Origin of the sequence: Shimia sp. R9_2 (assembly GCF_017743735.1) — a bacterium.
Classification (GTDB): Bacteria; Pseudomonadota; Alphaproteobacteria; order Rhodobacterales; family Rhodobacteraceae; genus Shimia.
The window spans coordinates 407,728-428,912 of sequence record NZ_JAGHRO010000004.1; the positions used below are offsets into that span (position 1 = coordinate 407,728).

Here is a 21,185-nt window from a genome sequence, read left to right on the forward strand (position 1 = left end):
GATGAGCTCAGCCGTCTACCAGCTGCCCGTTTTCCAGCCGCACCACCCGATCCATCCGCGCCGCCAGCTCCATATTATGCGTCGCCACCAATGCCGCCAGCCCGGTCTCCCGCACGAGCGTCATCAGCGCGTCAAACACCTGATCGCTGGTGGTGGGGTCAAGGTTCCCTGTCGGCTCATCTGCCAACAAAATCCGTGGCTTATTGGCCAGCGCCCGGCAAAAGGCCACCCGCTGTTGCTCCCCGCCAGACAGCTCCGCAGGCCGATGATCCGCCCGATGCGCCACCCCCACAGTTTCCAGCAAGGCACGCCCCCGCTCTGAGGCGGCCCCTTTGGCCACCCCATTGGCCATCTGCGGCAGGGCGATATTCTCTAAAGCACTGAATTCCGGCAACAAATGGTGAAACTGATAGACAAAACCAATGTCCTGCCGCCGCGCTTTTGTGCGCTGCCGATCAGACTTTCCAGAGAGCATTTGCCCGCCAATTTCCACCGCCCCCGCGTCCGGCGCATCGAGCAATCCCGCCATATGCAGCAGCGTGGACTTCCCCGCGCCTGACGGGGCCACAAGCGCCACCATCTCACCCGCCTTCAGGCGCAGCTCCGCCCCGCGCAGGACATGGATTTCACCGGCTAAGCCCTTGTTATAGCGCTTTTCTACGCCCTCAAGTTTCAGCACAACATCATTCATAGCGCAGCGCCTCCACAGGGTTCATCCGCGCTGCCCGCCGCGCCGGAAAGATCGTCACAATGAAGGACAGTCCTAGCGACAGGCTCACCGCGCTTATCACATCCTCCATCTGCAACCGCGCCGGCAGGTGATAGATATTGCGGATCGACGGATCCCAGGCCTCACCGCCCAACAGTACGTTTACAAAGGAAAAAATGGGATCAATGTAGATCGCAAACAGGCAACCAAGCAGCACGCCCATCACTGTACCAATCACCCCGGTGAAGGCTCCGCAGATGAAAAACACCCTAAGCACAGAGCCTTCGGTCAGCCCCATGGTGCGCAGAATGCCAATGTCGCGCCCCTTGTTTTTCACCAGCATCACAAGGCCTGAAACGATGTTCATGGTCGCGATCAGCACCAGCACCGAGAGGATCACAAACATCACATTGTCTTCAACCTCCAGTGCATTCAGAAAGCCCCCTGAGGCCTGCTGCCAGGTCCAGACCAGCGCCCTATCTCCGCCCGCCTGCAACAGCGGAACAGCCATCTCGCCCACGTTTTCCGGATCAGCCACCATAACCTCGATCTCATCAGCCACACCATCACGATCAAAGAATGTCTGCGCCGCCTCAAACGGCAGATAAACCCGAGTGCGATCAATGTCATAGCGCCCCGCGGAGAAGATATAGACCACCTCATAGCTACTCACCCGCGGCGAGGTGCCAAAGGCGGTTTTCACCCCGTTCGGCGAAATGATCTTGATCCGGTCGCCCACCAGCGCCCCCAGCTCGCGCGCCACGCCAGAGCCAATGGCGATGCCTTCACCAAAGCGCGCCAGATCCCCATCGCTGGTCTCCGGATCAGCAATCCGCGGCAGCTCCGCCAGATCCGCAGCCCGCATGCCAAAGACCTCAACGCCCGCGTTCCGGCTGCGCATATTTGCCATCACCTGCCCTTTGACCAGAGGCGCGGCACGTGTCACCCCGGGCACCGCCCCCAGGCGCGCCGCCATCTCGTCAAAGTCGTGAATGGTGCGGTCAATCTGGCCGGTGTCGGAAATTTCCCCGCGCTGATAAATGGTTGCATGGGCATTCGCGCCTAAAATCGTGTCAACAAACTCTGCCCGAAAGCCTGCGCGCACCGCCAGCGTGGCAATCAGCGCAAAGACCGCCAGCGTGATGCCAATCAGGCTGATCCAGGTCATCACACTCACGCCGCCTTCGGCGCGCCGCGCGCGCAGATAACGCCAAGCGATCATCCACTCAAATCGGGAAAAAGGGGCGGTTTGGCCTGCCATGTCTGCTCCGGTTCTTGGTTGAGCGCGACCCTATGAGGCCCCTTTCACAGGGTCAACCCGGCAGCGCGCGCCCGTCGGCAACACTGAGCGCAAACGCAGCCTTTCCTCTTGCGCCAAATATCCCCGCCGGAGGCAACAAAAAACCCCCGCACACTTGCGGGGGTTTTCAAAATCAAGCGCGCCGCCAGGCGCACATTTTATCGGCTGTGTTTACAGCCCAACAACACGGTGATCGGCGTAGATCTCGATCAGCTTGGCCACGGCCGCTTCTGGAGACAGCTCTTCACTCTCCCCAGTGCGGCGGCTGGTCAGTTCGACCACACCGTTCTTCAGACCACGTGGGCCAACGGTGATGCGCCACGGTAGACCGATCAGATCCATAGTGGCAAACTTGCCGCCCGCGCGCTCCTTGCGGTCGTCATAAAGCGGCTCAAGACCCGCCGCGATCAGCGCCTTTTCAAGCGCTTCACAGGCCGCATCCGCTTCTTCGTCACCCTGCTTGAGGTTCACGATGCCCGCGTGGAACGGGGTCACACCCTCAGGCCAGATGATGCCTTTGTCGTCATGGCTCGCCTCAATGATGGCGCCCAGCAGGCGGCTCACGCCAATGCCATGACTGCCCATATGCACAGAGACTTTTTCGCCTTCAGCGGTCTGCACCTGCGCGTTCAGCGCGTCGGAGTATTTGGTGCCGAAGTAGAAGATCTGCCCCACTTCGATGCCGCGCGCCACACGGCGGCGCTCTTCCGGGATCTCGTTGAACAGCGCCTCATCGTGGGTCTCATCGGTGCGCGCGTATTTGGAGGTAAATTCCTCCAGCACACCCTGACATTGCGCTACGCTGTCATAATCAATCTCACGATCGCCAAAGGTCAGATCGGTCACCGCGCTGTCATAGAACACCTCAGACTCGCCGGTTTCCGCCAGCACGAGGAATTCGTGGGTGTAGTCACCGCCAATCGGGCCACCATCCGCACGCATCGGGATCGCCTGAAGCCCCATCCGCTCATAGGTGCGCAGATAGCTCACCAGATGGCGGTTATAGGCGTGCAACGCGTCCTCTTTGGTGAGGTCAAAGTTGTAGCCGTCTTTCATGTAGAATTCGCGGCCCCGCATCACGCCGAAACGCGGGCGGATCTCATCGCGGAACTTCCACTGGATCTGATACATGGTCAGCGGCAGATCTTTGTAAGAGCTCACATTGGAGCGGAAGATATCGGTGATCAGCTCTTCTGCGGTTGGGGTATACAGAATGTCACGGTCATGACGGTCTTTGATGCGCAGCATCTCTTCGCCATAGGCGTCATAACGGCCGCTCTCTTTCCAGAGGTCCGCCGACTGCAGCGTTGGCATCTGCATCGGAATGTGGCCCGCGCGCACCTGCTCTTCATGCACGATGTTTTCGATCTTGCGCAGCACTTTGAAGCCCAGCGGCAGCCAGGAGTAAATCCCGGCGCTGGATTGCTTGATCATACCAGCGCGCAACATCAGGCGGTGGCTCACAATCTGCGCTTCAGCAGGCGTTTCTTTCAACACAGGCAGGAAATAGCGGGACAGGCGCATCTGCGGTTTTCTCTCCAATGGGGCGGCCCACTCATAGCTCTGGGCGCGCGTATGTCAGCGTTCGCCATGGGCTAGCCCAAAGCTTGCCGCGAGGCAAGCCAAGCCCGCATATAGCCAGAGATACCCCCCCGGGACGCTCCCCCTGTTCGCAACCAACCAAGTGGGAGGAGACCAAGCCCGCTCACGAAAAAATAATTTGCCGCGCCCGTCGAGAGCGCAAGTTCGCCGATCCACCTCAGGCGCGGGCGGACAACCGCTCAATAGGTAAAGTTTGTATTAAATATGGGGATTTACGTATGAAATTTCACCTTGGATTAACGCTAAACGCACTAGATATATGCGTAGACCGAAATCCTTACTGAGACTAGGACGACAGGTCTTTGCACAACTGGCTGCGCCCTTTGGTTTTTTGGGCGCATCGGGCAACTGCCCAGTCTAAACCGCGAACGCATGAGCTAGAAGATGAACATTCCTGTGAAACCGGCATCCAATATGTCGCCGGCTGACGACCGCACCCTACAGGCGCTTGAGCTTGTAGACGCGGCAGAGGAACAGGCCTTCGACAACCTGAGCTCCTTGGCGAGCCGCGTGCTCGGCGCGCCTGTTGCTCTGGTTTCTATCGTGCAGCCCAGCGAAGACCGGCAATACTTCAAAAGCCATATCGGTTTGCCTCCGGCTTATGCCGAGGCGCGCCAGACACCGCTCAGCCATTCTTTCTGTCAGCACGTGCGCGCCAGCAATGCGCCGCTGGTTGTCTCAGACGCCCGGGAGCACCCTGTGCTCAAATTCAACGGTGCCATCAAAGACCTCAATCTGATCGGCTACCTCGGGATGCCCATCCATCTGCCTGATGGCACACCGATTGGTGCGCTCTGCGCAGCCACGCCCGAGCCGCGGGATTGGAGCGCGGAAGATCAGCGCACGCTGCAACAGGTCGCGCGCTGCGTGAACGAGCAGATCGCCCTCAAAGCCGCACTGGTCGAAGCCAAGGAAGCCGAAGCGCTCGCGCAACGGGCCGCAGAGGCACGCGAGACATTTCTGGCCCATATGGCCCATGAAATCCGCACGCCGCTCAATGGCATCATCGGCTCGGTGGACTTGCTGCATGAATATGCCAGCGACAAACCCAAAAACAGTGAATGTGTGGATCTGCTCAGCTCTATTGAGACCTCATCCATGGGTCTGCTGCGCATCCTCAATGACTCGCTGGACCTCAGCAAAATTGACGCCGGTGAACTCACGCTGGAGGAGCTCCCCTTCTCCGCCGCAGAAACCACACATGCGGTGATGGCGCTTTATCGGGGCAGCTCTGAGGCCAAAGCGCTGTCTCTGACCTATGAGGAGCAAGGCGCCTGCACCGATCTGTTGCGCTTGGGGGATGAATTCCGCCTGCGCCAAATTCTGGGCAACCTCATCAGCAACGCCATCAAATTCACCGACAGCGGCGCTGTGGGCATCACCCTGCACACCCTGCCAACTGGCCTGCGTTTCAGCATTTCCGACACCGGCAGTGGCATGGACGAAAAACAGCTGAGCCGCCTGTTCCAACCCTACACACAGGCCACCGCCTCTGTGGCGCGCCGCAAAGGCGGCACCGGTCTGGGCCTGTCCATTGTGAAGAAACTTGTCGACCTCATGGGCGGCGAGATCGAGGTAGAGAGCAAACTGGGCGAAGGCACAACCTTCCATGTGACCCTGCCAATGCCGATCACCAAAGCGCAGGACGAGCAGAAGATCTCACCGGAAATTCTGTACAATGCCTATGCGGGCAAAGAGGCTCTGGTTGCGGACGACAGCGCGGTCAACCGTCTTGTGCTGTCCAAAATGCTGGAGAGCATGGGCGCATCGGTAAAAACCGCCACCAACGGCGCCACCGCGCTGCAGCAGGCGCGCGACACGCGCTTTGACTTCCTGTTTGTCGACATTCAGATGCCCGATTTCAGCGGCGATCAAATCGCCCAGGCCCTGCGCACAGACCCTGCCTCCGGTGTCTCGGCCGGGTGCACCAAACTGGTGGCTGTGACAGCAAATGCCTTCCCCGAGCAGGTGCAAAGCTATCTTGACGCGGGCTTTGACGATTGTCTGGCCAAGCCTCTGAAAAGAATTGATTTGCTGTCGGTGCTTGAGCCGTTCCGCCTCCACGCATAAGCCGCCACCTGCCCCGCCGTTTTGGCAAAGGCAGGAAAACCACTTATGCTTGCAACCTAGGGCCGCTTCGGCGATGACTGTGCCCAGTTAAGTCAACTTGGAGCATCGGTTACATGGCCCTTCCCGCCAAAAAGCAATTTCAGTTCTGGGGTATTTTTGTTCTGGTATCTGCCCTGATGCTTTGGGCGCTGGGGCATGTGTTGCTGCCCTTCGTGCTGGGCGGCGCGATTGCCTATTTTCTGGACCCGGTTGCCGACCGCCTTGAAAACAGCGGACTTTCTCGGGCTGCCGCCACCGCGCTGATCACGCTGGTGGGGCTCTTGGTCTTTGCGGTTTTGGTGCTCGCTGTGGTGCCTACCCTGATCCAGCAGTTCATCGCGCTTGTGGAAACCCTGCCCGAAGTGGTGCAACAGGTACGCGCCTTTGTGGCCGCCAAATTCCCCAGCATGCAGCAACCGGACTCGGTCATGCACCAGACCCTGCAGCAGCTTGGGGCCGTTCTCAAAGAGCGTGGCGGCGCGTTTTTGCAAACCGCGCTCAGCTCCGCCATGTCTGTACTCAATGTGGTGACCCTTCTGGTGATCGCCCCGGTGGTGGCCTTTTATCTTCTGCTCGATTGGGACCGGATGGTGGCCGAGGTCGACGGGCTGCTGCCCCGTGATCACGCGCCGATCATCCGCCGTCTTGCCAGCGACATCGACAAGACACTGGCCTCGTTTGTGCGCGGCATGGGCACCGTCTGCCTGATCCTTGGCACCTACTACGCCGTCGCCCTTATGGTGGTTGGGCTGCAATTTGGCCTCGTGGTTGGCTCCATCGCGGGCCTTGTGACCTTCATCCCCTACCTTGGCGCCCTGATCGGGGGCGCGCTCGCCATCGGTCTGGCGCTGTTTCAATTCTGGGGGGACTGGCTGCAGGTTGGTCTGGTCGGCATCATCTTTGCCATCGGGCAGGTCGTGGAAGGCAACATCCTGACCCCCAAACTGGTTGGCAAATCGGTGGGCCTGCACCCGGTCTGGCTGCTTCTGGCACTGTCCGTCTTCGGCGCGCTCTTCGGATTTGTCGGCATGCTGGTCGCCGTTCCGGTCGCCGCCGCCATCGGTGTGCTTGCACGTTTCGCCACAGGCCAATACATGTCCTCAAAACTCTACTACGGGCACAGCGCTTCGCAGAGCGAAAGCGCACAGGACGCTGAATAAACGACAATGGCTGAACAGCTAAATTTTGATCTGCCCGTCCGGGCAGCGCTTGGGCGTGATGATTTCTTTGTCAGCCCCGCCAACGCCATGGCTCTGGGGCTTGTCGATCTCTGGCCCAATTGGGCGGGCGGCAAACTTGTGCTGTCAGGCCCTTTGGGCTCAGGCAAGACCCATCTGACCCATGTGTGGGCCGCTCTGGCCGAGGCGCAGATTGTCAGCGCGACGAGCCTTCACAAAGACGACGTGCCCGCACTCGCCAAAACCCCTGTGGCCGTGGAAGATGTGCATCTGATCGCAGACAATCCCGAGGCCCAGACCGCGCTGTTTCACCTGCACAACCTGACCTTGGCAGAGGGCAACACCCTCCTGCTCACAGGGCTTGGCACCCCATTACAATGGGGCCTCACCCTGCCCGATCTCCTAAGCCGGATGCAGGGCACGACGGTGGCGACATTGGATCAACCCGATGACATGCTTCTAATGGCGGTGATGGCCAAACAGTTCGGCGACCGCCAGCTGATGCCAACCCCTGATGTGCTGAGCTACATCGCCAAACATATGGACCGCTCCTTTGCAGGTGTGGCCCGCGTGGTCGAAGCCGTGGACCAGCTCTCCCTCAGCGAAAAGCGCCCGATCACCAAAGTGCTGGCGAAACGAGTGCTGGAGCAGGACTGAGACACCTGCCCCAAAGGCGCGCCAAAACCTATCGGCGCGCCAGTGACTGCCTGTCCTTAGAATTTGCCGTTGTCATGCACCATCTGCGCGGGCGTTGGAGACACCACGTCCCAGTGTTCAACAATCTTGCCATCCTCAACCCGCCACAGATCAAAGAAAGCCCACGGCTGATCGCTGACAGTGGCATCCGAGGCCACAAAGACAAAGTTGCCCTCAGCCACCACAATCTGCGGCTCAAACTTGGTGATCACAAAACCCTGCTCGGCCCAGGCTTTGGTGCCCGCAATCAACCCGTCAATCCCATCCGCCAGCTGCGGATTATGCTGCATATAGACCTCTGAATACATCGGCGCTTTTTCCGGCGCCGCACCGCCCAGCACGTCCCGCACAAAACCCAGCACCAGCGCCTTGTTCTCCTCGGTGCGGTCCAGATCGGTCACCTCGGTGGGACCATCGGTCATCCCCCGGCCTGACGCGGTGGTTTCCGGAATGGGCTGGAGGTTGTCCCAATGCTCAGCAACCTTGCCATCCTCCACCCGAAACACATCAAACGCCGCCAGACTTGGCGCGCCAAAGGCATCGGCATTGTCAAAGGTGCTGTGCAACACAACCAGATCCCCTTCCGAGATGACCCGGTGGGTTGTAACGCTCATACCCGACTGCTCCACAAGCGGCACCAGCCCCATCAGCCCTTCGGCACCGGTCGGCACCTGCGGATTGTGTTGAATGTAATCTGCGGTGACCAGCGCGCGGGCGGCCTCAGGGTCGTGATCTGTAAATGCAGCAGTGAAAAGCGCGAGAACAAGTTCTTTCGGTGACATGATTTGATCCTCTGATTCGTGTCTGTTTCGTCTCTGTACAAACTTGGTATCAAATCCCTACCACATAGCAATTACGTACCTTAAGCTGACCTGGTATGGTCAAACATACCAACACAACAAAGGGAATTTGCAATTCACTCAGGGCTGCGCTACTGTTCAAATCAGTTTCAAAACGATACCAGAGCCTCACATGCTACCAATCGGCGTTGCCAACAAAGCGGAAGCTTCAAACTGCTCCATTCGCTCGGTCCTCTCCAACGTGACCGGCAAATGGCGCATGATCATCATCATGGCGCTGGAGGATGAACCCAAACGGTTCGGCAGCCTCAAACGCTGCATTGGTGACGTCACCCAAAGCGTGCTGACCGAAAACCTGCGCGGCTTGCAGCGTGACGGCTATATCACCCGCTCCGTCGACCCCGGCCCACCGGTTGCCGTGTCTTATGAGCTCACCCCACTGGGCCGCACCCTGCTGGAGCTTCTGAAACCGCTGGTGTTCTGGTCTCACGAGCAAATGTCCGAGGTCCGCCAACACCGCATGGAATACGATCGCGATCAGGCGGGGTGACGCGCACCGCTCAAGCGCCAAACCTGTTTCACAAAGCGGCATTGCCCCATTGGGGCCCAGCCAAAACAACACGCGCCACCCAAAAACACGATGACAGCCATAATGCAGACACTTTTAGGCATCATCCGTTCTAACTGAACAATTTACATACGCGGGGGCGCGAATGGATATCACCGAACTGGCCCAACTGGCCTTGTCCAAGATCACTGGAATAACCCACAACGCAAACCTGCGGCATTTCTGGGTCTATGTCCTCTGCGGCATGGCCATCGCCGTATGCGCCCATCGCGTCGGCGGCGATGACCGCAAATTCCATTCGGTGTTCTTTAGAAAAGAGGTCTGGGGCTCGCGTTCCGCCTTCATCGACTACATCATTCTGATCGCAAACCCGATCATCATGGTTCTGGCCTTTGACTGGCTCCTCAAAAAGCTTTGGAGCCTGAGCGCCATCGTCGCCAGCGGCGTGAAATCCTTTGGCGCAGATCTCCAATCCGAAAGCGGCTCAATCTGGGTCGCGGTGGCACTGACCGTCTCGCTTTACGTGGTGAATGACTTCATGCGCTGGTGGCTGCACTATCTGCAGCACAAAATCCCGGTGCTCTGGGAATTTCATAAGATCCACCACTCCGCCGAACATCTGAACTTCGCCACTGCCGAGCGCCATCACCCGCTGGACGCCGTGTTCTTCCTGACCGGCACGATCAGCGCCGCTGCGCTGGTGAATGGGATTTTCGTGGGCCTCTTCGGGGATCAGCTCACCGTCTATCAACTTGGCGGCGCAAATGTGATCTTCTTCGGCTCCAACCTCATCGGCGGTGTCCTGCGCCACAGCCCCGCCTGGGTCAGCTACGGCCCGCGCATTGAAAAATGGCTGATTTCGCCCGCCATGCATCAGATCCACCACTCCAGCGATCCCAAGCATTGGGACAAAAACATGGGGGGCGGCTTGGCGATCTGGGATCGCATGGGCGGCACGCTCTATGTCCCCAAAGGGCGCGAAGAGCTGGACTTCGGCATCGGCGAAGAAACGCAGGACTACCGCACCGTTTATGGCATCTACATTGAGCCGCTGATCAAAGCCAAACGGATCTTCCAGCGCGGCTGACGGTCATAAACTGGGACAGTTGAGTGTCAGCACAGCCTCAAAGAGCGGCTGACACGCCAACGCCACCCGCTTTCCCAGCGATCTGTCGCCCGTGCGCTGGACCCTCCTCAAAATCCGCCCTAAAGTCATCTTCTCGTTACCTGCCAATGGCATGAGAGCCGCATGACCCAAGCTGACTTTCTGAAATCCGACTTCCCCGCCGCCACCGCGATGCCTGATCTGGACATCTCCGGGCCGGACCGATTCTACAATCGCGAGCTGAGCTGGCTCGGCTTTAACTGGCGTGTGCTGGAAGAAAGCGAAAACCCGCGTGTGCCGCTCTTGGAGCGCCTGCGCTTTCTGTCGATTTCCGCCACCAACCTCGATGAATTTTACACCGTGCGCGTGGCCGGTCTGCGCGAGCTTGTGCGCGAAGGGCACACCAGCCCCGCTCAGGACGGCCACTCCCCGGCGGAACAGCTTGTTCTGATCAACGAAGACGCCCGCAACCTGCTGCAGGAACAGCAGCGCATGTTCAACGAATTGCGCGAGGCGCTCGAAGACAAAGACATCCATATTCTGGACCGCGAGGCCCTCTCCGAAGACGACCAGACCTTCCTCGCAGATGTCTTCATGAACCGCGTATTCCCGGTGCTCTCGCCTCTGGCCATCGACCCGGCGCACCCGTTCCCCTTCATCCCCAACACCGGCTTTTCTCTGGCGTTGCAGCTTGAGCGCAAGAAAAACAAACGCCCCCTTCAGGCGCTGCTGCCGATCCCGCATCAGATTGACCGCTTTGTCTTCCTGCCCTCCGAGGGCAATACCGTCCGCGCCCTGCCGCTCGAAGAGCTGCTGATCCTGCATCTGGACAGCGTGTTCCCCGGCTACAAAGTCAAAGGCCACTGCGCCTTCCGTGTATTGCGCGACAGCGATCTTGAGGTCGAAGACGAGGCCGAAGACCTCGTGCGCGAATTTGAGGTGGCCCTGAAACGCCGCCGCCGCGGCGAAGTTGTCCGCCTCAAGATCACCGCAGATGCTCCTGCTTCCCTCAAGAAACTCATCATGGATGAGCTCGAGGTGCGCGGCGATGAGGTGGTCGATATCGCAGGCATGATTGGCCTTGCCGACCTCAAGGAACTTGTGGTTGATGAGCGCCCGGATCTGCTCTGGCCATCGTTCACCCCGCGCGTGCCGGAGCGGGTGCAGGATTTTGACGGCGATATGTTTGCTGCGATCCGGCAGAAAGACATGCTGCTGCATCACCCCTACGAGACCTTCGACATGGTGGTGCGTTTCCTGCAGCAGGCCGCCCATGATCCCAATGTGGTTGCGATCAAACAGACCCTCTATCGGACGTCAAAAAACTCCCCCATCGTAAGCGCCCTTTGTGAGGCCGCTGAGGACGGCAAATCCGTCACCGCGCTGGTGGAGCTGAAGGCGCGCTTTGACGAAGCCGCCAACATCCGCCAATCCCGTCGCCTTGAGCGCGCGGGCGCCCATGTGGTCTATGGCTTCCTCGATCTCAAAACCCACGCCAAGATCTCCACCGTGGTGCGGCGCGAAGGTGACAGGCTCGTCACCTACACCCATTACGGCACCGGCAACTACCACCCGATCACCGCCAAAATTTACACAGACGTGAGCCTTTTCACCTGCGACGCCGATCTGGGACGCGACGCCAACAAGGTGTTCAACTTCCTGTCCGGATATGTGGAGCCGGAAAAGCTCGACAATCTGGCGATCTCCCCCATCACGCTCAAGCCCCGCCTGCTGGAAATGATCGGCGCTGAGGCGGAGAACGCCCGCGCGGGCAAACCCGCCGCGATCTGGGCCAAGATGAATTCGCTGGTAGATGCGGAAGTGATCGACGCGCTCTATGCGGCCTCTCAGGCCGGTGTGAAAATCTCACTCGTGGTGCGCGGCATCTGCTGTCTGCGGCCTGGCATCGAAGGGCTCTCTGACAACATCCGCGTCAAATCCGTCGTCGGCCGCTTTCTGGAGCACTCCCGGGTGATGTGTTTTGCCAATGGTCAGGAGCTTCCGAACAAAAAAGCCCGCGTCTTTATGTCCTCGGCCGACTGGATGGGGCGCAACCTCAAACGCCGCGTGGAAACGTTGGTCGAGGTCAAAAACGCCACGGTGAAAGCGCAGATCATGAGTCAGGTTCTGGCCGCCAACCTAGCGGATGTGGCGCAAAGCTGGGTGATGAAACCTGACGGGAGCTTTACACGTCTGCCGGTGCCTGAGGGCGCATTTGCCTTCAACTGCCACCGTTTCTTCATGGAAAACCCCTCGCTTTCGGGCCGCGGATCGGCCGGCGCATCAGATGTGCCCAAACTGACCCATACGGATGATTGACCTCATCGTCTGATTGACCGAAAAAGCCGCGTGGCGCACAGTAATGATGCAGAACCACGCGACTTTTTTGGCCGGACCAGACGCCTATGCCCAATGACCCGAAACAGGATCACAGCCTGTTTGAACGCCCCATCTTTGAAGATCCCGAAGCCCGAGCCCTGTCTCGCGTTGGTGTGGTTGATGTGGGATCCAACTCCGTCCGACTGGTGGTCTTTGACGGGGCCGCCCGCAGCCCGGCCTATTTTTACAACGAAAAAATCATGTGTGCCTTGGGCGCTGGCATTGCCGAGACCGGCAGGCTGAACCCCAAAGGACGCGAGCGTGCGCTCTCCGCTATCGCCCGCTTTGCCCAGATTGCGCGCACCATGCGGGTCTCTGGCCTCACAGCCGTGGCCACGGCCGCCGTGCGCGAAGCCAGCGATGGTCAGGCCTTCTGCGCGGAAGTGCTCGAGCAGACCGGCGTGATGATTCACGTGATCGACGGCGCAGAAGAGGCCCGCCTTTCTGCGCAGGGTGTGCTCACCGGCTGGCCCGGCGCTTACGGACTGATCTGTGACATTGGCGGCGCCTCCATGGAGCTGGCGGAAATCAACGACGGTCAGGTGGGCCGCCGTGTGACCTCCCCGCTTGGGCCGCTCAAGCTGCGCGATGTCAAAGGCGGCAAAAAGGGCCGCCGCGCTTTCATCAACGACACGCTCGACCAGCTCTACAACCAGATGGGCAACCAGCGAAACCGCCTGTTCCTTGTGGGCGGCAGCTGGCGGGCCATCGCCCGCATCGACATGGAGCGGCAAAACTACCCGCTCAAAGTGCTGCATGAATACCGCATGACCGCCACCTCGGTGCGCGAAACCGCCAAATATATCCAGTCTCAGGACCCCGACGAGCTGCGCGCACGCTGCGGCATTTCCAGCTCCCGTATGGACCTTGTCCCGCTGGCCATTGAAGTGCTCAAAGGCGTGCTGCGCCGTTTCAAGCCGCATGACATCGCCATCAGCTCCTACGGCATCCGCGAAGGCGTGCTCTATGAACAGATGCCAGAGCGCATCCGCCAGCGTGATCCGCTGATCGAGGCCTGCCGCTTCATGGAAGCCAAAGACGCCCGCATCCCCGGTTTTGGCAAGGCGCTGTACCGCTTCATCCAGCCGCTGTTCAACGCGGCCAAGCCGGAACAGCACCGCCTGATCAAAGCCGCCTGCCTGCTGCATGACGTCAGCTGGCGCGCGCATCCTGACTATCGCGCTGAAACCGTGTTTGACAGCACCACCCGCGCAAACCTCGGCGGGTTGAAACACAGCGAACGTGTGTTCCTTGGCCTTTCCCTGCTGCACCGCTACCGCAACAAGGCCGAAGGCACCCGCTTTGAAGAGCTTGCTCGCCTCTTGAGCGACAAACAGCGCCATCAGGCCGAGGTCATCGGCAAATCCATGCGCTTTGGCGCGATGCTCTGGCAAAGTGACAGCGAGAATATGGGCAGCCTGAAATACTACCCGAAGAAGGCAGAGCTGCATCTGCGTCTGCCCACCAGCACCGGCGCGCTTTATGGCGAGGTGGCCGAATCCCGCTTCAACGCGCTCTGCAACACGCTGGGGGCCGCCCCAACGGTAAAGGTGCGCGACTGATCAGATCGCGTTTACTCCTATGAGTGCGCGCCGGGCGCGCGCACTCACAGCTCTATTGCGCCATCCTCACTGCTTTCACCCACATCACCCTCGTCTTCCGGTGTGATGACCTCGGGCACCTTCTTGCGCAAAATAATGTCCCCATTGGGCAGCATCTCCGGCGCATGATACTGGCTCCAGTCCTTCACCTGCGAAAACACCTCCCCAAGCTTGGGGCCCATCTCCAGCATAAAGGCCTGAATGCTCGGCCCGGCGTCTTCCATGAATGACTGAAGCCCCTCCAGCGCGGGTGCCATTTCTTCCTGCAGGCCTTTAAAAAACAACAGCGCGCCTTCTTCCATCAGGCTGCGCCCCTCGGCCTCTTCCTCAGCCCAGCCCGCGCTTCCCGACAGGCTCACGGCCACGCATAGGCCTGCGGCCAAAAATCTCTGTTTCATGGTCTTCCTTCCTACGCCGCCCCGCTCAGAGATCAATGTCCAGCACCACGGGAAAGTGGTCTGACGCCGCCAGCAAAGCCTCGCGCAGCGGGGCATTCTGCCAGCAGGCATGATCTTCAAACGGATGCCAAATGCGCCATTTTGGCCGCGCGTTGCGCAGCCCTTCCGAAATCATCACGTAATCCAGCAAGGCCGACAAATAGCGCCCCTGCCGCTCAATATGAAACCGCGCCGTGCTGGCCTGCGCCGCCAGCGGGTGGCGCAGCGCATCCTGCGCGTGCGGGTCAAACATGCGCGCGCCATCCTCCGGCCCGATCAGGATCTCCACCGAGGAATAACCAAACAGATGCTCAAACTCATCAAGCCCCGGCCCGTCGTTCAAATCGCCGAGCAGGATCACATCATCGCCCGCTGCCAGATCCTCTTCGATCCGCCGCCTGAGCCAGATCGCCTGCGCCAACTGCTTGCGCCGGTTGGCAATGGAGATGCGCATGACCTCATCATCCCCGCGCGCGCCATGGGGGGCCTTGGATTTCAGATGCGCCCCGATCATGCGGAACGTGCGGCCTTTGGCCGTGGTCACATCGAGCTCCAGCGGCGGCTTTGAAAACCGCACCAGATCCTCCCGCGCATCCACATCCAGATCAATCCGCATGGCGCCGTCAAACCGAGGTGCGCCCACTGCGCCATCCGGTCCGGCTTCCGCCCCGCGCGGGTCATGCATCGGCACCAAGGCCGCCGGATCAAACAGTAAGGCGATTTCCTGCTGTGTGGTGTTGGCAAAGCCCATGATCGCCTTGCGCGCGCGCAACTGAAACTGTCCGGCAAAATGCTCCAGCGCCGCAACGGTGTCTCTCCGCCGCCCCTGATCGGGCGCTTCCACCACCATCACCGCATCCGCATCCATCTCGGTGAACACGCGCCCCAGCGCCTCAATCTGCGCCGCCCGGCTCACGCCTTGCCGCCCGGATGCCTCGTCATCGCGCAAAAGCCTGTTGTCCTCATCAAAGAGGCTCGAAAACCACTCCACATTATATGTGGCGATGCGCATCACGCGGCCTCGTTGATCTGATCCCAGGCTCTGTTGATATCAATCATACGTTTTTCAGCGATTTTCACCGCTTCTTCAGGCACGCCCCGCGCAATCATGCTGTCCGGATGGGTGTCGCGCACAAGTTGTCGCCAGGCCTTTCTAATATCCTCTATTGGCGTCTCCGGGTCTACCCCCAACACGCTATAAGGATCAGGCTCCGCATCCGGCACATAGCGCGCCCGCAAAGCTTTGAAGCAATGGTCATCCATGCCGAGGATTTCCGCCACACGGCTGAGGAAGATGTCCTCATTGGGGTGATACTCCCCATCGGCCACGGCGATATGGAACAGCCCTTCCATCAAGTCCCCGGGCCGCCCGCGCACCGCGCCAAACATGCCTTTGATACGATGAGCATATTCCTCAAACCCCGCCACGTCCTGACGCGCCATGTTAAAGACCTTGGCCGCCTTGGCCTCATCTTTGGGGGCAATCTGAAAGACTTCGCGGAAGGCTGTCACCTCATCGCGGGTCACCAGACCGTCGGCTTTGGCCATCTTTGCCCCCAGCGCAATCACCGCAATGGTGAAAGCCACAGAGCGCTCCGGCGGCGCGCGCAACTGTTCAAAAACCTCCGCGAGGGATTCCCCCTGACTGAGGGCGGACAAAGCTTGGCTGATGCGGGACCAAATAGACATATCCCTAACCTATCCTCTCTGCCGTCAAATGCCAGTGCTGCATCACAGCATTCTTTGCAGCAAGACCAGATCCATCCAGCGATCAAACTTGCGTCCCACCTCAGGAAGCCGTCCAACCTCCTGAAATCCCATGGTTTTGTGAAATACGATGCCTGCGGCGTTTTCACTCCCCACACCGGCCACCATCACATGATACCCGGCCGATTTTGCTCCATCCTCAAGCTGCTCCAGCAAAGCGCGCCCAAGGCCCTGCCCGCGCGCCGAAGGTGTCAGATAGACCGTGTGCTCCACCGTGCGCGCATAACCCGGCCCGCCGCGAAACGCGCCATAGGTGGCAAAGCCCACAATCTGCCCTGCCCGCTCCGCCACAAAAAACGCTGCCGCCTCGGCTTCAATCGCCGCGCGCACCTGCTCTGAGGTCTTCTCAACTGTGGTGAAGGTACTCACACCGTCGCGGATCTCGGCATTCCAAATCGCCGCCACCACCTCGGCATCTGACGCCGCGGCTCTGCGCAGCGTCATCGCAGCACCCGCGTGCCATGCGGTGTCTCAAAGGTTGCGCGCAACTCGGAAGGCCCGTCCACAAACACCACACGCGCGTCCTGCAAACCCACCGCCGCCGCAAGCGCCGCTGCCTCTGGATGCGCCACTTCCAGACGTGTCAGCGCCACGCCGGAGGCGGGCAGAAGCTCCGCCGGTGTCACCGCCACATCCCACTGAATGAGCGCCGGAAAGCGGTTGTCAAACGGCAGCACGCCGCTGTCCGGCACCGCCATCCGCCATTTCAGATCCCCACGCGACAGGGCAATCGGCTTGCCCGCCTCCGCATCCAGACGCGCCAACTCGCTGTCCAGATCATCACTGCGGCAAATCCAGTTCCCCAGACGCGGCCCGCCTAGAAGGCGATCCAGATCAAACCACCGCGGATAGGGCAGCGCATCCGCCGCCGGATTGGCGGCAATCGCTTCCAGATAGAGCCCATCCGCCAGACCAATCAGTTGATTGTGCGTGCCAAAATGCGCGTGCTCGCCACCCGGCCCCATTTTGATGCCCAGCGCCTCTTCCACATGTGCCACCGCTTCTGCCAGCGTTTCCGCGGCCACGGCCAAATGATCCAATCTCAGCATCACACCCTCCTGCTTTGGCGCCACCAAAGCCCAAAGCGCGCGCCACCACAACGCAAAAAGAGGCGCGAAACCGCGCCCCTTCCTCTTGCCCGAAATATCCCGGGGGCACGGGGGCTGGCCCCCGTTTAAACCTGCGCGCGGGGGCTGGCCCCCGCACTGTTCGGCCCCGCTTACTTACGGGCGTCGCGGATCAGCTCCAGAATGTTCTGCGCCGCTTCCGGAATGTTGGTGCCCGGGCCAAAGATCGCCTTCACACCGGCATTCTGCAGGAACTCATAATCCTGCTGAGGAATAACGCCGCCGCAGATCACGATGATGTCCTCCGCGTCTTTCTCCTTCAGCGCTTCAATCAGCTGTGGGGCCAGCGTCTTGTGACCTGCTGCCTGCGAGGAAATCCCGACCACATGCACGTCGTTGTCCACCGCATCCTGCGCCGCTTCTGCCGGGGTCTGGAACAATGGGCCCACATCCACGTCAAAGCCGATATCGGCAAAGGCAGTCGCGATCACTTTTGCACCACGGTCATGACCATCCTGCCCCATCTTCACCACCAGCAGACGCGGACGGCGGCCTTCTTCTTCGGCAAAATCCTCGATGGATTTCTGAATGGCCGCAAAGCCCTCGTCGCCCTCATAGGCCGCGCCGTATACGCCGGCGAGCGTCTTCACCTCAGCGCGGTGACGGCCGAATTCCTTCTCCATTGCCATGCTGATCTCTCCTACCGAGGCGCGGGCACGCGCGGCTTCCACTGCTGCGGCCAAGAGGTTGCCGCCTTCCTTCGCCACTTTTGTCAGGTTCTCAAGTGCGGCGTCACAAGCGGCGCTGTCACGCTCCGCCCGGATGCGCTCCAGACGGGCGATCTGGCTTTCGCGCACCGCCACGTTGTCCACATCCAGAATGTCGATCGGGTCTTCCTGCTCCTTGCGGTATTTGTTGACCCCAACGATCACCTCGTCGCCCTTGTCGATCATCGCCTGACGGGTCGCAGCGCTTTCCTCGATGCGCAGCTTTGGCATGCCGCTGGCCACCGCCTTGGTCATGCCGCCCATCTCCTCGACCTCTTCGATCAGCGCCCAGGCCTTCTCGATCAGCTCATTGGTCAGGCTTTCGATGTAGTAAGAACCCGCCAGCGGATCGACCACATTGGTCACGCCGGTCTCTTCCTGCAGCACCAGCTGGGTGTTGCGCGCGATGCGTGCGGAGAAATCGGTCGGCAGCGCGATGGCTTCATCCAGCGCGTTGGTGTGCAGCGACTGGGTGCCGCCCAGAACCGCGCTCATAGCCTCATAGGCGGTGCGAATCACGTTGTTGTAAGGATCCTGCTCCTGCAAGCTCACACCAGAGGTCTGGCAATGGGTCCGCAGCATCTTGGAGCGCTCGGACTTCGCGCCAAATTCAGTCATGATCTTGTGCCAGATCGTGCGCGCCGCGCGCAGCTTGGCAATCTCCATGAAGAAGTTCATGCCGATCGCAAAGAAGAAGCTCAGGCGGCCTGCGAATTTATCCACATCCATGCCCGCATCCATCGCCGCACGCACATATTCGCGCCCGTCCGCCAGCGTGTAGGCCAGCTCCTGCACGAGGTTCGCCCCCGCTTCCTGCATGTGGTAGCCGGAGATCGAGATGCTATTGAACTTCGGCATCTCGTTGGAGGTGTATTCGATGATGTCAGAGATGATCCGCATGCTTGGCTCAGGCGGATAGATATAGGTGTTGCGCACCATGAACTCTTTCAGAATATCGTTCTGAATGGTGCCCGCCAGCAGGCTCTTGTCGTGGCCCTGCTCTTCACCGGCCACGATGAAGTTCGCAAGGATCGGAATAACCGCGCCGTTCATGGTCATCGACACTGACACTTTGTCCAGCGGAATGCCGTCAAAGAGGATCTTCATGTCCTCAACGGAGTCGATCGCCACACCGGCCTTGCCCACGTCACCCACCACGCGCTCGTGGTCGCTGTCATAGCCGCGGTGTGTTGCCAGATCGAAGGCCACAGACACACCCTGCTGACCGGCCGCGAGGTTGCGGCGGTAAAAGGCGTTGGATTCTTCCGCTGTTGAAAAGCCCGCATATTGGCGGATGGTCCAGGGGCGGCCGGCATACATCGTCGCCTTGGGGCCGCGTGTGAACGGGCCAAAGCCCGGCAGGCTGCCCATATGTGGCAGATCCTGTGTGTCTTCTTCCGTGTAGAGCGGTTTGACATCAATGCCTTCGAGCGTTTTCCACGTCAAATCCTCAAGCGGTTTTCCACGCAGCTCTTTTTCCGCCAGTTCGGCCCATTTCTTGGTGTCTGTCATCGACGTCATCCTCGTCTTCGTTTTTGCTAGCCAAAGCGGCTGGCACTACCAGCCCTCTCAGGTGCGCTGTCTTCAATCAGATACGCCAGTCCATCCGCCCCGGCGCGCAGCCAGGCCAGATCTTCGACGTAAATTTCTCTCAAAATATCAACCTTGAAGGCATCAAACGGATGCCAGCGCCCCATCCCATTGGGCAGTGCGTCAGGTGACTCCCCGCGGTCCCGCAGGATCTCTCTCAGCTCAGGCAGTTTCGGCACCTGAGCCAGACCGTTCAGGCGGAAGTTGGTCGGCGCCTCAAAACGTCCGCTGACCGCATATCCCAGCACGACCTCCGGCCGCGCGCCCAAACGCTCATAGGGGATCACCAGAATTTCGGCATCCGGCGCGGCGCAGGCCAGATCCAGCACCACTTTGCGCCAGCTGCGCGGCTGTGTGACCAGGCGCTCCAGCTTTGCCTCATCCGGCAGGTCCCGGCCCCAGCGCAACCCGTGCGCCAAAGCCCCTCCCCAATAGTCTTCAAGCGCGCGAATGCCGATGATCACGCGCTTCACACGTCCGCCAAAAGCATGCACAACCCGCGCCACCCGCTCCCCCGCCGCCGGGTAGAGCCGCTCTGCGGCGAGGTTGTTTTCCATGCTGCCCAGCATGTCCGGTTCAAGCACCATCAGATCCTTGACCTTGTCACGCTCAAGCATGGCAGACCGCAATTGCACCCGCCCGGCCCCGCGTGCACGGCGTCGTTCCACGCCATGCAAACCGGATCTGAGAGTGACCCCGTCAAACAGGCCCTTGCGGGTGTGTTCTGTAGTCCAGACCGCCAAACCACGGGCCTGAAGCGACCGGCGGTTGCGATTGAGATAGCTTGCGAGTGTGGAAACCCCAGAGAGATGGGCCCCGACATGTAGGATGACGTCCATGGCTGCGCGCACCTTGCTAAAGGCCATACCCGCAGGGGCGGCCGGATATACAGAGACCGCCATCATGCACAGACACCCATGGATATCTTGCTAATCGACTGTAAAATTTGACCCATTTTACGGTTAGGGATCGTATTGTGGGTCAGCACGCTTATATTGGGCGCAGCAGGAGAGAGAATGACACACCGCTTAGCCCTTGTTATAATTGCCTTTCTGTCAGCCACCGGCGTTGCGGCGCAGGCCACCGAAGCCCCAACCGCCCCCGGCGCAGAAAACACCGAAAATGCACCACAACTTGTGCGCTCAGGCCTTGATGCACAGCTCGAGGATTTCCGCTGGGTGAATCGGCTGATCGTGGTGTTTGCCGACACCGAGCGCGATCCGCGCTTCATCCAGCAGATGGAGCTCATCAATGCGCGCCCTGAAGCTTTGCTTGAGCGCGACGTTATTGTCTTCACCGACACCGATCCGGCGGCCAAATCCCCGCTGCGCCAGAAACTGCGCCCGCGCGGCTTCATGATGGCCTTTGTCGGCAAGGACGGCATTGTGTATTTCCGCAAACCACTGCCGTGGTCGGTGCGCGAAATCTCTGCCAGCATCGACAAAAACCCGCTGCGCCAACAGGAAATCCGCGACCGTCGCCAGCCGTGAACGCGCGCCTCTGCGCGCGA

At 60.0% G+C, this 21,185-nt stretch carries 19 protein-coding genes; 8 read left to right on the plus strand and 11 right to left on the minus strand.

Features of this window, described 5'->3' with window-relative positions:
- Window positions 1-7: 7 nt before the first annotated feature.
- From J7400_RS12900 to proS, 3 genes are all read right to left on the minus strand, one after another.
- Complete coding sequence (locus J7400_RS12900) at window positions 8-691, minus strand: ABC transporter ATP-binding protein (protein WP_209063835.1); 684 nt, start codon at window positions 689-691, stop codon at window positions 8-10.
- Window positions 684-1,970, minus strand: a complete 1,287-nt coding sequence (locus tag J7400_RS12905; protein WP_209063837.1) for a lipoprotein-releasing ABC transporter permease subunit — start codon at window positions 1,968-1,970, stop codon at window positions 684-686. Before J7400_RS12905 ends, J7400_RS12900 begins: the two co-directional genes overlap by 8 nt.
- A gap of 210 nt (window positions 1,971-2,180) precedes the next feature.
- Window positions 2,181-3,533 carry a proline--tRNA ligase gene (gene proS, locus J7400_RS12910; protein WP_209063839.1) on the minus strand — a complete coding sequence of 451 codons (1,353 nt, stop codon included), beginning with the start codon at window positions 3,531-3,533 and terminating at the stop codon, window positions 2,181-2,183.
- Window positions 3,534-3,995: 462 nt separating this feature from the next.
- On the opposite strand from proS, the gene J7400_RS12915 reads away from it, so the two are divergent.
- The 3 genes from J7400_RS12915 (at window position 3,996) to J7400_RS12925 (ending at window position 7,555) form a co-directional block, all read left to right on the plus strand.
- On the plus strand, window positions 3,996-5,681 hold the full coding sequence (locus J7400_RS12915; protein ID WP_209063842.1) for an ATP-binding protein: 1,686 nt from the start codon (window positions 3,996-3,998) through the stop codon (window positions 5,679-5,681).
- A 113-nt stretch (window positions 5,682-5,794) separates the two neighbouring features.
- Window positions 5,795-6,880, plus strand: coding sequence for an AI-2E family transporter (locus J7400_RS12920; RefSeq protein WP_209063844.1), 1,086 nt, complete (start codon window positions 5,795-5,797; stop codon window positions 6,878-6,880).
- Between the two features lie 6 nt (window positions 6,881-6,886).
- The gene (locus J7400_RS12925; protein WP_209063846.1) at window positions 6,887-7,555 is read left to right on the plus strand and encodes a DnaA/Hda family protein; all 669 of its coding nucleotides are present in this window, start codon (window positions 6,887-6,889) and stop codon (window positions 7,553-7,555) included.
- Window positions 7,556-7,611: 56 nt separating this feature from the next.
- Here J7400_RS12925 and J7400_RS12930 read toward each other — a convergent pair whose 3' ends face one another.
- The gene (locus J7400_RS12930) at window positions 7,612-8,376 is read right to left on the minus strand and encodes a nuclear transport factor 2 family protein (RefSeq protein ID WP_209063848.1); all 765 of its coding nucleotides are present in this window, start codon (window positions 8,374-8,376) and stop codon (window positions 7,612-7,614) included.
- 190 nt (window positions 8,377-8,566) lie between these two features.
- Between J7400_RS12930 and J7400_RS12935 the strand changes: the two genes are divergently transcribed.
- The 4 genes from J7400_RS12935 to J7400_RS12950 all read left to right on the plus strand — a co-directional run bounded on the left by J7400_RS12935 (window position 8,567) and on the right by J7400_RS12950 (window position 14,008).
- Window positions 8,567-8,944 carry a helix-turn-helix domain-containing protein gene (locus J7400_RS12935; RefSeq protein ID WP_209063850.1) on the plus strand — a complete coding sequence of 126 codons (378 nt, stop codon included), beginning with the start codon at window positions 8,567-8,569 and terminating at the stop codon, window positions 8,942-8,944.
- Window positions 8,945-9,107: 163 nt separating this feature from the next.
- A complete protein-coding gene (locus J7400_RS12940; protein ID WP_209063852.1) occupies window positions 9,108-10,049 on the plus strand; it encodes a sterol desaturase family protein in 942 nt (313 codons plus the stop codon).
- A gap of 162 nt (window positions 10,050-10,211) precedes the next feature.
- Window positions 10,212-12,386: an RNA degradosome polyphosphate kinase gene (locus J7400_RS12945; RefSeq protein WP_209063854.1), complete on the plus strand. Its 2,175-nt coding sequence runs from the start codon at window positions 10,212-10,214 to the stop codon at window positions 12,384-12,386.
- Window positions 12,387-12,472: 86 nt separating this feature from the next.
- Window positions 12,473-14,008, plus strand: coding sequence for a Ppx/GppA family phosphatase (locus J7400_RS12950; protein ID WP_209063856.1), 1,536 nt, complete (start codon window positions 12,473-12,475; stop codon window positions 14,006-14,008).
- Window positions 14,009-14,052: 44 nt separating this feature from the next.
- On the opposite strand, the gene J7400_RS12955 is transcribed toward J7400_RS12950, so the two are convergent.
- The 7 genes from J7400_RS12955 to J7400_RS12985 form a co-directional block, all read right to left on the minus strand.
- Window positions 14,053-14,445: a hypothetical protein gene (locus tag J7400_RS12955; protein ID WP_209063857.1), complete on the minus strand. Its 393-nt coding sequence runs from the start codon at window positions 14,443-14,445 to the stop codon at window positions 14,053-14,055.
- A 25-nt stretch (window positions 14,446-14,470) separates the two neighbouring features.
- Window positions 14,471-15,496 (minus strand): endonuclease/exonuclease/phosphatase family protein, encoded by a 1,026-nt coding sequence (locus J7400_RS12960; protein WP_209063860.1) that lies wholly within the window; start codon window positions 15,494-15,496, stop codon window positions 14,471-14,473.
- Window positions 15,496-16,173, minus strand: coding sequence for a molecular chaperone DjiA (locus J7400_RS12965; protein ID WP_209063862.1), 678 nt, complete (start codon window positions 16,171-16,173; stop codon window positions 15,496-15,498). The genes J7400_RS12960 and J7400_RS12965 overlap by 1 nt, the downstream gene beginning before the upstream one ends.
- A gap of 42 nt (window positions 16,174-16,215) precedes the next feature.
- Window positions 16,216-16,695, minus strand: coding sequence for a GNAT family N-acetyltransferase (locus J7400_RS12970; RefSeq protein ID WP_209063864.1), 480 nt, complete (start codon window positions 16,693-16,695; stop codon window positions 16,216-16,218).
- Window positions 16,692-17,300 (minus strand): VOC family protein, encoded by a 609-nt coding sequence (locus tag J7400_RS12975; protein WP_209063867.1) that lies wholly within the window; start codon window positions 17,298-17,300, stop codon window positions 16,692-16,694. Before J7400_RS12975 ends, J7400_RS12970 begins: the two co-directional genes overlap by 4 nt.
- A 170-nt stretch (window positions 17,301-17,470) precedes the next feature.
- Window positions 17,471-19,606, minus strand: a complete 2,136-nt coding sequence (gene scpA / locus J7400_RS12980; RefSeq protein ID WP_209063869.1) for a methylmalonyl-CoA mutase — start codon at window positions 19,604-19,606, stop codon at window positions 17,471-17,473.
- A gap of 17 nt (window positions 19,607-19,623) precedes the next feature.
- Window positions 19,624-20,580 (minus strand): hypothetical protein, encoded by a 957-nt coding sequence (locus J7400_RS12985; RefSeq protein WP_209063871.1) that lies wholly within the window; start codon window positions 20,578-20,580, stop codon window positions 19,624-19,626.
- A 111-nt stretch (window positions 20,581-20,691) separates the two neighbouring features.
- Between J7400_RS12985 and J7400_RS12990 the strand changes: the two genes are divergently transcribed.
- Window positions 20,692-21,165, plus strand: a complete 474-nt coding sequence (locus tag J7400_RS12990) for a DUF4174 domain-containing protein (protein WP_209063873.1) — start codon at window positions 20,692-20,694, stop codon at window positions 21,163-21,165.
- Window positions 21,166-21,185: the final 20 nt, after the last annotated feature.